The 12,497-nt window shown below is 40.7% G+C and carries 10 protein-coding genes; 3 read left to right on the forward strand and 7 right to left on the reverse strand.

Annotated elements, in window-relative coordinates:
• Positions 1 to 81: 81 nt before the first annotated feature.
• The 5 genes from EKM61_RS02345 to EKM61_RS02365 all read right to left on the reverse strand — a co-directional run bounded on the left by EKM61_RS02345 (position 82) and on the right by EKM61_RS02365 (position 5,763).
• Complete coding sequence (locus tag EKM61_RS02345; protein ID WP_068225803.1) at positions 82 to 1,374, reverse strand: MFS transporter; 1,293 nt, start codon at positions 1,372 to 1,374, stop codon at positions 82 to 84.
• 151 nt (positions 1,375 to 1,525) lie between these two features.
• The gene (gene leuD, locus EKM61_RS02350; RefSeq protein ID WP_068225804.1) at positions 1,526 to 2,110 is read right to left on the reverse strand and encodes a 3-isopropylmalate dehydratase small subunit; all 585 of its coding nucleotides are present in this window, start codon (positions 2,108 to 2,110) and stop codon (positions 1,526 to 1,528) included.
• A 20-nt stretch (positions 2,111 to 2,130) separates the two neighbouring features.
• Complete coding sequence (leuC, locus tag EKM61_RS02355) at positions 2,131 to 3,510, reverse strand: 3-isopropylmalate dehydratase large subunit (RefSeq protein WP_068377125.1); 1,380 nt, start codon at positions 3,508 to 3,510, stop codon at positions 2,131 to 2,133.
• Positions 3,511 to 3,529: 19 nt separating this feature from the next.
• A complete protein-coding gene (gene leuB / locus EKM61_RS02360) occupies positions 3,530 to 4,570 on the reverse strand; it encodes a 3-isopropylmalate dehydrogenase (RefSeq protein ID WP_068225806.1) in 1,041 nt (346 codons plus the stop codon).
• Positions 4,567 to 5,763 (reverse strand): 2-isopropylmalate synthase, encoded by a 1,197-nt coding sequence (locus EKM61_RS02365; protein WP_068225807.1) that lies wholly within the window; start codon positions 5,761 to 5,763, stop codon positions 4,567 to 4,569. The genes leuB and EKM61_RS02365 overlap by 4 nt, the downstream gene beginning before the upstream one ends.
• Positions 5,764 to 6,487: 724 nt before the next feature.
• Here EKM61_RS02365 and thrC point away from each other — a divergent pair.
• The 3 genes from thrC to EKM61_RS02380 all read left to right on the forward strand — a co-directional run bounded on the left by thrC (position 6,488) and on the right by EKM61_RS02380 (position 9,620).
• Complete coding sequence (gene thrC / locus EKM61_RS02370) at positions 6,488 to 7,978, forward strand: threonine synthase (protein WP_068225808.1); 1,491 nt, start codon at positions 6,488 to 6,490, stop codon at positions 7,976 to 7,978.
• Between the two features lie 186 nt (positions 7,979 to 8,164).
• Complete coding sequence (locus EKM61_RS02375) at positions 8,165 to 9,103, forward strand: alpha/beta hydrolase (RefSeq protein WP_068225836.1); 939 nt, start codon at positions 8,165 to 8,167, stop codon at positions 9,101 to 9,103.
• Positions 9,104 to 9,368: 265 nt separating this feature from the next.
• Positions 9,369 to 9,620: a hypothetical protein gene (locus EKM61_RS02380; RefSeq protein WP_068225835.1), complete on the forward strand. Its 252-nt coding sequence runs from the start codon at positions 9,369 to 9,371 to the stop codon at positions 9,618 to 9,620.
• A 377-nt stretch (positions 9,621 to 9,997) separates the two neighbouring features.
• Here EKM61_RS02380 and EKM61_RS02385 read toward each other — a convergent pair whose 3' ends face one another.
• Positions 9,998 to 11,296 (reverse strand): O-acetylhomoserine aminocarboxypropyltransferase/cysteine synthase family protein, encoded by a 1,299-nt coding sequence (locus EKM61_RS02385; protein ID WP_068225834.1) that lies wholly within the window; start codon positions 11,294 to 11,296, stop codon positions 9,998 to 10,000.
• Positions 11,297 to 11,354: 58 nt separating this feature from the next.
• Positions 11,355 to 12,491, reverse strand: a complete 1,137-nt coding sequence (locus tag EKM61_RS02390; RefSeq protein ID WP_075168903.1) for an amidohydrolase — start codon at positions 12,489 to 12,491, stop codon at positions 11,355 to 11,357.
• Positions 12,492 to 12,497 lie beyond the last annotated feature (6 nt).

Here is a 12,497-nt window from a genome sequence, read left to right on the forward strand (position 1 = left end):
TTTTCTAGAATATGCGCTAAAAATTTGGATTCACTGCGTAACGTAAACTCCAAACCGACTTTTATCCAACTCCCTTATTTGTTATTCGATTATTTTCTGTTTTGTTTCTGGACCAAAGTACCAGACAACAGCCGCCGCAATTAAAGCAATTCCGCTAATCATAACAAAAATCAACGTGGGACTAAACCAGGTCAAAAATGCAGTTACCGCGTACGGCATGGCAACGGTAAATAATTTTGCAATACCGTTAGCAATGCCGGAACCACGAAAACGAAAAGTAGTTGGAAATAATTCAGCAACGTAGACGGCGACCACGGTGGCCATTAAAACGTAAAAACAACAGGTTAAGAAGAAGCCAACAATCATTACACCGACAGAAGTAGTTTGGTAAGCGTATAGCATGCCAAACACTGCTACTAGAATAAAACTTGGAACGATTACCCATTTTCGACCAATTCGATCAACCAATAAAGTACCGATCGCGGCACCAACTGGCGCACCTAACATCATGATCGTTGAAAATCCAAGTGAGTGAACAACATTAATTCCCCGTTTAATCAATAAAGTTGGCACCCAGGTTGTAAAAGTGTACTGGCAAATAATCGTCGCTGAAACGGCAACAATTGCGACTAGTAAACTAATTCCAAGCCTTGGGGTGTGAACGGCTGGTGCCTTGGCCTGTTCTTCTTGCTCAATTATTGGTTGATTGTCTTCTAATTTTTCAATAATGGCGGCCGCCTGTTCTCGCTTACCGTGTGCGATTAACCAACGTGGGGATTCCGGAATATCGCGGCGTAAAATCCATAACACAATTGCAAAAATTCCGACCATCACGAACATAATCCGCCAGCCAAAACGAGGAATAATCAACGTACACAGCAACATCGTAATCGGTGCACCACAGTTAGCAATTAAGGAAGCAGCCGCACACCAACGTCCCCGTGATTTAATCGGTGCAAATTCATTTAGCATTGAATAGCCCGTTACGATTTCTGAACCAAGCCCAACGCTGCTCATAAACCGACAAAAAATCAAGAAGCTCATATTGGGTGCAAATGCCCCAATAAAAGTAAATCCGCCAAATAAAACAAGATTGACCTGATAGGCCTTGCGCCTGCCTTGCAAATCACCAATAAAACCGGCCAACAACGAGCCAATAAAGAGGCCAAGGAACCCAACTGATAAAAATACTGTGTTTTTCATTAAAGTTGACCAGCCAGATTTCAGGAGAACACTGGCAACACCACTTGCCATGTAAACATCAATGGCGTCCAAAAACATACCTCCAGAAACTAATGCAAAAATTTTATAAAAAAGTGGCGTTGTGCTGGTATGGTCCAGTCGCCGTTCTAAACTCATTGCTTGAGCTGCCATTGAATCTCCTCCTCATTTTATAGGAACACTTTGCGTTGACACGCAAACTAATTATCTTCGGATGATAGCCATTCTCCTAGCGCTTAAACTGCGCACTCGAAACATGGTCCTCCTCATTCTTTTAGAAACATTTTGCGCAAAGGCCTATTTTTTAGTCAAATACCGGCATCTTTGCTTCAAATGCTGTGATTTGGTCTTCGTAAGTCATCGTTAAATCAATATCATCAGTTCCCTTTAAAAACTTGTCTTTCCAAGTTGGATTGATTTCAAAAGTAAATTCATGGTTAGCGTACTTTACGCGTTGGTGCACCAAATCAATCGTGATTGTCTCTTCCGGCGTCGCCTTGGCCAAAATATCGCGGGCCGTTTGGGGTAAAACAATTGGTAGTAGACCATTTTTAGTACAGTTCATGTAAAAAATATCGCTGTAACCGCCGGCAATAATAACTTTAAACCCCCAATCCTTTAATGCCCAAGCAGCGTGTTCACGTGAAGAACCACAACCAAAATTGTTCCCGGTTACTAGAATTGTGGCTCCCTTTGAAGTTGGTTGATTCAAAATAAAATCAGGATTTGGCCGACCATTTTTCAAATAGCGCCAATCATAAAAAAGGTGAATACCAAAACCAGTTTTTAGAATATTCTTTAAAAATTGTTTCGGAATAATTTGATCAGTATCGACATCATTTCGCATTAAAGCAACTGATTTTCCTGTATGTACAGTAATTGGTTCCATTTTTTCTCTTCCCTTCTGAATTAAGCCGTAACTGTTTGTTTACGAATATCAACAAAGTGCCCGTATATTGCTGCCGTTGCAACCATTGCTGGACTTGCCAAATGGGTCATTGACCCCACTCCCTGGCGACCAACGAAATTACGGTTAGAAGTTGATGCACAATGTACTCCGGCTGGCACTTGATCTGGATTCATTCCCAGACATGCCGAGCACCCAGGTTCACGCCACTCACAACCAGCGTCCTTGAAAATTTTATCGTATCCCCGTCGCTCGGCCTCTTCACGAATGGCTCGAGAAGCCGGCACAACTAACGCCGTAATCTTTGGGTTAATGTGCCGCCCTTTTAAAATATTAGCGGCAATTTTTAAATCAGATAAACGCCCGTTAGTACAAGAACCAATAAAGACAAAACCAATATCAATTTCTTCTGGCTTTTGCGCTGGCTTCAGGCCCTCATAGTCATAAGCCTTTTGGTCATTAATATCTTTTGGCTCTGGAAATGGCTGATCAATCGGAACGGCCATCCCCGGATTAGTCCCCCAAGAAACGTAAGGTGCCAGACTAGAAACATCAAAGTCCATTCGGTCATCAAAAGCACTTTCGTCATCCGTATAAAATTGTTGCCAGTATGCTTTAGCGGCGGCCATATCTTTTGGTGCGTATTCGCGACCAGTTACGTAATCAAAGGTCGTCTGATCCGGGCGAATAATCCCGCTCTTGGCACCACCTTCAATCACCATATTACATAAAGTCATCCGTTCATCCATCGACATATTTTCAATCGTGTTACCGTAAAATTCAATCGCATAACCCGTTCCAAAATCAACGCCATTTTGCGCAATTAACGCCATAACTAAATCTTTAGCGTAAACACCCTTTTGAAAATCACCATGAACGTGAATTCCCATTGTTTTCGGTTTGGCCTGCCAAATCGTCTGGGTTGCGAAAACATGTTCCACTTCTGAAGTTCCAATCCCAAAGGCAATCGACCCAAAGGCACCATGCGTGGAAGTGTGCGAATCCCCACAAACAATGACTTCACCAGGCTGGGTCAACCCTAGCTGCGGTCCAATTGCGTGGATAATTACTTGCTGTTCTTCGCCAATTGCCGCCAAACGAACGCCAAAATCAGTACAATTTTTTCGTAAAGTGTCCATTTGTTTACGGGAAATAACGTCTTTAACGTTAAAAATATCTTCAGTTGGTACATTATGATCCATGGTTGCAAATGTACGATCTGGTCGCCGAACTTTACGGTTGTTTTCCCATAATCCTTCAAAAGCCTGCGGCGACGTTACTTCATGAACTAGGTGAAGATCAACGTAGATTAATTGCGGTTCACCCGCTTTACCACTAATAACGTGTTTATTCCAAATTTTGTCGTACATTGTTTGTGCCATTTTAAAAACCTGCTTTCGTTTAAATATGTTGAATAATTGCTTTCGTCATTACTTGCGTTGTTGCCTTTCCACCTAAATCTGGTGGAAGAATTCCTTCTTGCAGTGTTGCGGTCACCGCAGCATCAATTAAATCTGCTGTCTGAGTTTCCTGAAACGAGTTCCGCAGCATCATGGTAATCGAGTTAATCATCGACAGTGGATCAGCAATTCCTTTGCCGGCAATATCTGGCGCTGATCCGTGAATTGGTTCGTAAAGGCTTGGGCCGCTATCACCCCGGCTCTCGGAAGGAATTGTGCCAAGTGAACCAGTAACCGTTGCCGCCTCGTCACTTAAAATGTCACCAAATAAATTTTCTGTAATAATCACATCAAAATTAGTGGGTTGCTGCACAATTTTCATTGCCGCGGCATCGACATATTCAAAATCTAACCGAATTTCGGGATAATCTGTTGCCATCTCATTTGCGATCGCTCGCCACAATTTACTAGTTGCTAGGACATTTGCTTTATCGACCACTGTAACGTGTTGGCGCCGCTGCTTGGCCAGTTCAAAACCCGCCTTTAAAATACGCTGAATCTCTTTACGAGAATAATACATTGTGTCAAGTGCCTCAGCAGCGTGTTGGTAGCGTGGTTCACCAAAGTAAATGCCGCTGGTTAGTTCACGAACAATAACAAAATCAGTCCCCTGTGCAATTTCTGCCTTTAACGGTGAGCGTTGAACTAGTGCTGGATTAACGTGAGTTGGTCGAATATTGGCAAATAAATTCAAGGCTTTGCGAATTGCTAGTAATCCTTGCTCTGGTCGTTTAGGCGCCTGATCCCATTTAGGCCCACCAATTGCTGCCAATAAAATTGCGTCGGCCGCCTTGGTACCGCTAATAGTTGCTGCCGGTAGTGGCTCACCAACCTGATCAATTGCCGCCCCGCCAAATGGGTACGTGGTAGTGTGATAATTAAAATTTGTGACCTTAGCCGCTGCCGCAAAAACCTTTAGCCCGGCCGCCATAATTTCTGGTCCAATGTAATCACCTGGCAAAATTGCAATTTCATAACTCATGCCGAAACCACTTCCTTTACAACTGTTTCTTCACAGGCACCATCTTTTGCAATGGCGGTCATCATCCGGTGTAAATCATCTTCCGAAACCAACTTAGTTTGATCAGCAATTCGTTTGAAAATTGGAAAAATAGTTCGCATTTCTTCCCGATTAACGTCATAACCCATCTCATTTAACTTCACCATAATTGCGTGACTACCTGACAATTTACCTAATGGCAATGCCGTTGCTTTCATACCCACGGTTTCTGGCGTTAAAATTTCATAAGTTTGCGGATTTTTCAGATAACCATCTTGGTGAATACCCGATTCAATCGAGAAACAATTAACACCTGTTACTGGTTGATTATTGGCGACTTGCATCTGAGCAAAATTACTGACCATTTCACTTGTTTGCTTCGTTTCCTTCATATTGATGTTGTCGGTGCACTGATAATAGTCTTTGCGGACGTAGAAATTAGCCGCAATTTGTTCTAAGGCTACATTACCAGCGTGTTCACCAATCCCATTTATCGTCCCTTCGACCCGGGTCGCACCATTCTCGATGGCAGCTAACGTATTGGCCGTGGCCATCCCCAAGTCATTATGACAATGAGAAGAAAAAATAATGTCATCAAACTGTTGAATATGTTGTTGTAAGTATTGAAATAGATGCCCGTATTCAATTGGATTTGTGTAGCCAACCGTGTCGGCAATATTGATAACGGTCGCTCCAGCATCAATCGCGGTTTGACAAGCCTCGGCTAAAAAATCAAGTTCGGTTCGAGTTGCATCTTCAGGTGAAAACTGAACAATATCAAAAAATTGTTTGGCGTAACTGACGTGTGCTCTAATACTTTCAATCACTTGTTCTTTAGTCATGTGTAATTTAGATTCGCGATGAATTGGACTAGTTGCAATAAAAACATGAATTTGTTTAATCGCGGCGTCCTTAGTTGCCTTGGTGCACGAATCAATGTCGGCATTTTTACACCGAGCCAGCCCTGTAATCATCGTGTGATCAACAGCCTTTGAAACGGCCGCGACGGCTTCAAAGTCTTGCGGTGAAGCAATTGGAAAGCCTGCTTCAATCACGTCAACGCCCCACTTCTCTAATTGTTTAGCGATTGCAACCTTTTGTTGAATGCTAAAGTTAACCCCAATTGTCTGTTCACCATCGCGTAACGTCGTATCAAAAAAATGGATTTTTTTCATATTCAAGCTCTCCTTTTCTATTTGCAATTAGTTAGCGTGTAAATTGTCGCTAGTACACGCACCTCTGAAAAATAAAACGAGCACCCTACTTAAAAAGTAGGGTGCTCGGCTTGAATGCTTTGCTTGTGAGCCCTACTTCCTAACGCGAATAGGGCTCAACACGATGATGTGTAGAGTCCTGGTTAGAGGAGTAGGGCAAGTGCTAAAGTGGCCATCTCTTGGTTAGATTTATTCAATTTTGCAGTTGAAAAATAATTCATATTGATGACCTCCTTTAAACACTTTATTTGTTGTTGGTATTTATATTAATCGTCTAAATGTGAAATGTCAACTCGTTTTATAATATTAAATTAATCTTCTATTAATGCTTTTATAATCGTGCAGACATTTTCCTAATTTTTTTGCTTGTTAAACGTTAATTGACGCGCTTACACTAAAATGATAATAGGTATGAAGCAATTTTTCACACTGCTCCATAACAATTCTAAGGCCCATTTTAGTAACTAAATCGTGATTAGAAGATACTTTTACTAGGATCTCCTTGGTCTCCTTAGTGTAAACGCGGTTAAAAAAGTTTTTACCGTCTACAGCATTCTTCAATTGGTTACTAAAATTACTTAATGTTTTCACTTATAAGCGCAACTTAAGGACGTTATATGGTATTATTTTGGTAAACACTCTAACTGATTTCTCATTAATAGAAATGCAAAGGAAGGTATCACCTATGGAAATCTTGTATCGAAGTACTCGTGGCCCTGAAGAAAAGGCATTAACTGCCTCGCAGGCAATTTTACAGGGACTCGCTCCCGATGGTGGCCTATTTGTACCTGTTGACCTACCCCAAGTTGAACTTAACTTTGCTAAATTAATCAATGCGCCTTACCAAGAGGTTGCTTACCAAATTTTACACGCCTTTTTAACTGACTTTACTGAACAGGAATTACGCGATTGTATTAATAAGGCTTACGATAAAAAATTTACGACACCAGCCATTGCGCCGTTAAAAAAATCTGAAGACGGCTATTTTCTTGAACTTTTCCACGGTCCAACGTTAGCCTTCAAGGATATGGCATTATCAATTCTGCCGTATTTAATGACTACCGCCGCCAAGAAGAATCATCTGGATAAGGAGATTGTCATTCTAACGGCAACTTCTGGTGATACGGGCAAGGCCGCTATGGCTGGCTTTGCCGATGTTCCCGGAACCTCAATTATTGTCTTCTACCCTAAAGACGGTGTCAGCAGCATCCAAAAGCAACAAATGGTCACGCAAACTGGTGCCAACACGCACGTTGTGGGAATTGATGGTAATTTTGATCAAGCACAAACTAACGTCAAAAAAATCTTTAATGATACCTTGTTTCGGAAACAATTAGCCGCCAAAGATTTCCAGTTTTCCTCGGCTAATTCGATTAATATTGGCCGTTTGGTTCCACAGATTGCCTATTACGTCTTCGCCTATGCGCAGTTACTCAAAAAAGGTGCCATTAAGAATGGCGATAAAGTTAATTTTTCTGTTCCAACGGGTAATTTTGGCAATATTTTGGCGGCTTATTACGCCAAAGCAATTGGCCTCCCGATTGGTAAATTAATTTGTGCGTCAAATAAAAATAATGTTCTGACTGACTTTTTTAATAGTGGCGTCTACGACAAAAATCGTCCGTTCTACGTGACAACCTCGCCATCAATGGATATTCTTGTTTCAAGTAATCTTGAACGCTTAATTTTCCAACTTAGTGGGAAAAATGATCAGCAAACCCGAATTTTTATGCAGTTACTTAACGAAACTGGCAACTATCAAGTTAACGATAATATGCGGCGTAGCTTAGATGATTTTTACGCGGATTATGCTAGCGAATTAGAGACAACTAACGAAATTAATCGTGTCTTCCGGGAAAATCAGTATACGATTGACCCCCATACTGCTGTTGCCTCTGCTGTAGCCCGTAAATATCACGAAGCAACTGGCGATAAAGCCTTAACAGTTGTCGTTTCAACGGCTAGTCCATTTAAATTTCCTAACCCGGTATTACAAGCTCTATCCGGCAAGGCGGCACCAGTTGATGGTATTCCGGCCGATGAAACACTGGCTAGCTTCATTAATTTGCCACTACCCAAACCAATTGAACAACTGCGAAGCGCACCAGTTTTGCACAAGCAAATAGTAGAACCAAATGCGATGCAAGAGGCAATCGCAGAAATTTTAGGCGTTTAATTACCATTTAATTGACCGGGATAAAATTAAATTTATCCCGGTCTTTTATTGTCCAATTTTCTTTTACGACAGAATGGGGCTTCCCACCCACACGGTCCGTGAGCACGTTAACTGACAAATGAAAGGAAATTAGTTTATAATAACTGTTGCAATCTGTATCTTTAAATTTACGAGGTGGCCAAAAAAATGAAGAAAAAAACAATCCTTGAGTTGGCCGCACCGGCAGTTGTCGCCTCTAGCGCCCTTGCTGCTAGTTTACGACTATTCGATTACGCTTTTAAGCGCGTTGATTACATTCCTGAGACTTCTGCTGATAAGCAAAAATACGCAACTGCCTACTACCATTACGTTGATTGGTATAAACAAATTCCAAAAGAAAAATGGGTGCTTCACCCTGATGATCTTGAAAATCGATTAGTTGCTAATTTTATTCCGGCGCCTAAACCATCCAAGCAGACGGTCATTATCTCACATGGCTACAAGGGTGATGGCGAAATAATGGCGAATTACGCCCAACTTTTTTACAACCTTGGCTACAATGTCCTACTACCTGATGACCGAAGCCACGGCGAAAGTGCTGGTGACTACATCAATTTTGGTTGGTTAGATCGCCTTGATTATCTAGAATGGTTGAATAAAATTATCGTCAAACTTGGTACTGACAGTGTCATTGTTTTGTACGGTGCAAGTATGGGTGGTGCAACGGTGGAAATGATGAGCGGCGAAAAGCTACCGCCACAAGTCAAGGCTCTGATTGCCGATAGTGGCTATTCAAGTATTGAGGCCGAATTGAGCTATTTGCTTAGAAAACAATTTCACTTGCCAAAATATCCATTTGTACCTTTAGTTAGCATGATCAATAAACGCCGGCTGGGGTACTACTTAAGCGATGTTGAATCCACTAGTCAATTAAGTAAAAATCACTTGCCGATTTTATTTATTCATGGTGATAAGGACGTTTATGTTCCCCATAGCATGGCTTTTCGTAACTATGACGCAACTCAGGGCCCACGCGAATTGTGGATTGTAAAGGGTGCCTCTCACGTTGAAAGCTTCTGGCTAGACCCTGTTCGTTATCAGAACCACGTTGCCCATTTTTTAACCAAGTATTTAGTTACGAATTAATTGCTAGAAAATATTTAAAAAGACCTTAGATTCTATTTCGCAGTTGCCGTTATTGGCAAAAGCGGTTTCAAGCACACCCGCGCTGGTTTTGGAACACGCTAATACGTTTCTACTTAAGCTTTTCTTTGACTACTTAAATAATTCCTAAGCAATCCGTCACACATTTATCATAGCTTTGTCCGGTTTTCATCATCTCTAATCGATAAACTGAAGTTGTTCTAATCAAGAAAGCACCCGCATTGAACACAAGAAAAGGATGATTTTAATGCTCTTAGATGATGGAAAAACAATTAAAAATATTATCGCTGCAAAAATTGTTAAAGTGGCCTACCCTAAAGTTATTGCCCAAGACGAACTTGGCGAATTAATCACAATTAATACTTCAGAAAAACAACAAGATGACCCATTATTTTGGGAATCATTAAAAAATATTTTACACGCGCAGCTCTGGGTCCCAGTTGGTCGCCACTTTCACCAATTACTTGCACTTGACTGGATAGCACCCGTTGCCGAATAGATAATTATTGAAAAAAAGCGTGGAATAAGAGTCGGTTTTGAATTTACTGCGTAACGTAGGCTAATCCAGACTTTTGGCGCACGTTCTAGAGTAATGCCCGAAAATAGTAAGAGGCCTGGACTTTTGTCCCGGCCTCCTGATTTATGGAGATCAATTTCTTTAAGAATTGATCTCTTTTCTATACATAAATTTAAATTAAATACAGGTACGTAAAATCGAGTACATTGAAATAAGCGTAATCCTTCAAAGCATTTATTATTTTATACTTCTCAGGAATAACTAATTTATAAAATTAGTATTACCCATTTTTTCAAACGTTTTAAACCTATTTTTGATAGCATCTAACAAGACTATCCATCAAAAAATATTTGTGATCTTTATTGAAAAGCCTTCGTAATTGCCTGATCTAAATCAGATATAAGATTTTCCACATTTTCTAAACCAATCGATAAGCGGAGTACTTCGTTTGTTAAATGCTGCCTTAATAACATATTTTTGGGGATTTCTCGATGTGTTACCCGTGTTGGGTTAACAATCAAAGAACGGACATCCCCTATATTCGGTAAATAATTGAAGATTTTTACTTGATCAAGTATCTTTTTTGTTTGTTCTTCATTGCCTGCCACTTTAAAGGACAGAATACCCCCGATACCCTTAGGAAAATATTTGGCTAATAATGGATCAGCTTTATCAATTCCAGAATAATAAACTTGCTCAATATGTGAATTAGTCTGTAAATATTGTGCAATAGCTGTAGCGTTATGCACTTCCTTTGTTAACCTTTCTGAGATTGTTTCCAAACCCAATAAGGCTAAATACGCATCAAAAGGGCCTAAAGTGCCACCAAATAAGCGCGCATATTTCATTTTGATCCGCGCAATAAATGCATTTGCTCCAAATTTAGTTGAAAAACTAGTACTGGTATCTTGCGACTCGCCGGTTAAAATGAACTCATCTTCCGTAAACTGAGGAAAATGCCCATTTGTCCAATCAAATTGCCCATGATCAACAATTAAGCCAGAAATCGCATTTCCATGTCCGTTAATTCCCTTGGTTGACGAATATACCACAACATCGGCACCAAAAGTAAATGGTCTAAACAAGTAAGATGTCGGCAATGTATTATCAACAATTAATGGAATTCCTGCAGCATGTGCAATTTTAGCAAGCCCTTCAATATCAGCGATTTCCGTACTTGGGTTGGCAATACTTTCAACATAAATTGCCTTGGTATTCGGCCGAATCAATTGTTTGACCCGCTTTAAATCGTTAACTTCATCATAAAAATCAAAATTAATATTAAATTTAGGTAAAAGAGTTCTAAATTCATCAAGACTAGCGCCATATATATTGATTGGCGCGATGATACGGCCACCTCCTTCAGCAACGTTCAGGATTGCGTATGAAATAGCGGCCATCCCGGAACTAACTGCAACTGCACCAATTCCACCTTCTAAAGCTGCTATTCTATCTTCAAGGACTTTGACGGTTGGATTGCCCACTCGAGAATAGCTATAACGATCCTTTTTAACCCCCGCTGCAATTTCTTCCGCGGTTTGAGCATCACCTAAACCAAATGCCGCCGTCTCGTAGATTGGTACGGAAGATGCATATAAATGTTCTTTAGGCCGATAACCCGCATGAATTCTCAATGTATCGTAATCTTGTTCAGACACTAATGATTCCTCCTTTAAAGTCTAATAAATTGATATTAACAACAGTGGCGTTGCAATATTAATTGGTTGATAACTCTTTGAGTAATCTAATCGCATTACGTTCAAAAAACTTAGTACCATAAATAACCGTTTCATCGGCGGCCGTAAACCGTGAATTGTGATTACTGACAGTACCGCCGTTCCCTATATTTGCGTATACGCCTGGAATATAAGTTTGATAACAAGAAAAATCGTCACTTCCTAATCGTGGTTGTAAATCATACGTTGTCGTAAACTGACTGCTTTCGTCAATCATGATCTGTGTTAACTCTTTATCATTATCAACAGACGGATCACCAGTATACCAAGTGATTGTGGCCGTCGTTCCGTAGGCCTTCGCCGTATTATTGACAATATCAAAAAAATGCGTCTTGATGGTTTGACGAATCTTTTTATCAGTCGTTCGGACTGTTCCTTCAAAAAAGGCCGTCTCGGGAATAATATTCCACGTATTTCCCGCCGCTACATGTGTTATGCTCAGCACCCCACCTTGTAGGGGATCAATCTGACGGCTTATAACGGTTTGTAAGGCGCCAATCTCGGCACCTAATGCAACAATTGGATCCTGACCATTTTGTGGTGCAGAAGCATGTGTACCAATACCAGTCAATGTAACCTTAAATTTATCAATTGCTCCACTAGTGATTCCTGCTCTAAAGCCAATTTGGCCAACGGGCTGATTAGGTGTGTTATGAAAGCCAATAATGGCGGCCAAATCCTTAATTTTTCCATCATGAATCACCTGAAGTGCACCTTCATCTGCCTCTTCGGCCAATTGAAAAATTAATCTCACTCTTCCAGGCAACACTTGCTCCTGCTGCTTTAATAAATATGCCCCACCTAGTAAAGAAACAATGTGTGTATCATGACCACACGCATGCATGACTCCTGGATTTTTTGAACGAAATGTAACATTTGCCGCCTCATCAATCGGCAATGCATCAATATCCGCTCGTAACCCAAGTATTGGACCATCATTTTGGCCTATTTCGGCGAAAACACCTGTTTTTAAATTTGTTGGCAATAATCGAATTCCCCAGCTAGTTAGTATTTCACGAATTTTCTTAGTTGTATTAAATTCTTTACTGAAACTTGAAAGTATGAAGACAGACTGATCCCTTGGTATCACAGGGCATATTTTAATTAATTTAACCATTTAGCT

The sequence above is a fragment of the Loigolactobacillus backii genome (assembly GCF_003946275.1).
In the GTDB taxonomy this organism is placed as follows: Bacteria; Bacillota; Bacilli; order Lactobacillales; family Lactobacillaceae; genus Loigolactobacillus; species Loigolactobacillus backii.

Excerpts from the sequence above, each read along its gene's own strand:
- EKM61_RS02345 (WP_068225803.1), bottom strand. The coding sequence starts at position 1,374 with ATGGCAGCTCAAGCAATGAGTTTAGAACGGCGACTGGACCATACCAGC.
- leuD (WP_068225804.1), bottom strand. The coding sequence starts at position 2,110 with ATGGAACCAATTACTGTACATACAGGAAAATCAGTTGCTTTAATGCGA.
- leuC (WP_068377125.1), bottom strand. The coding sequence starts at position 3,510 with ATGGCACAAACAATGTACGACAAAATTTGGAATAAACACGTTATTAGT.
- leuB (WP_068225806.1), bottom strand. The coding sequence starts at position 4,570 with ATGAGTTATGAAATTGCAATTTTGCCAGGTGATTACATTGGACCAGAA.
- EKM61_RS02365 (WP_068225807.1), bottom strand. The coding sequence starts at position 5,763 with ATGAAAAAAATCCATTTTTTTGATACGACGTTACGCGATGGTGAACAG.
- thrC (WP_068225808.1), top strand. The coding sequence starts at position 6,488 with ATGGAAATCTTGTATCGAAGTACTCGTGGCCCTGAAGAAAAGGCATTA.
- EKM61_RS02375 (WP_068225836.1), top strand. The coding sequence starts at position 8,165 with ATGAAGAAAAAAACAATCCTTGAGTTGGCCGCACCGGCAGTTGTCGCC.
- EKM61_RS02380 (WP_068225835.1), top strand. The coding sequence starts at position 9,369 with ATGCTCTTAGATGATGGAAAAACAATTAAAAATATTATCGCTGCAAAA.
- EKM61_RS02390 (WP_075168903.1), bottom strand. The coding sequence starts at position 12,491 with ATGGTTAAATTAATTAAAATATGCCCTGTGATACCAAGGGATCAGTCT.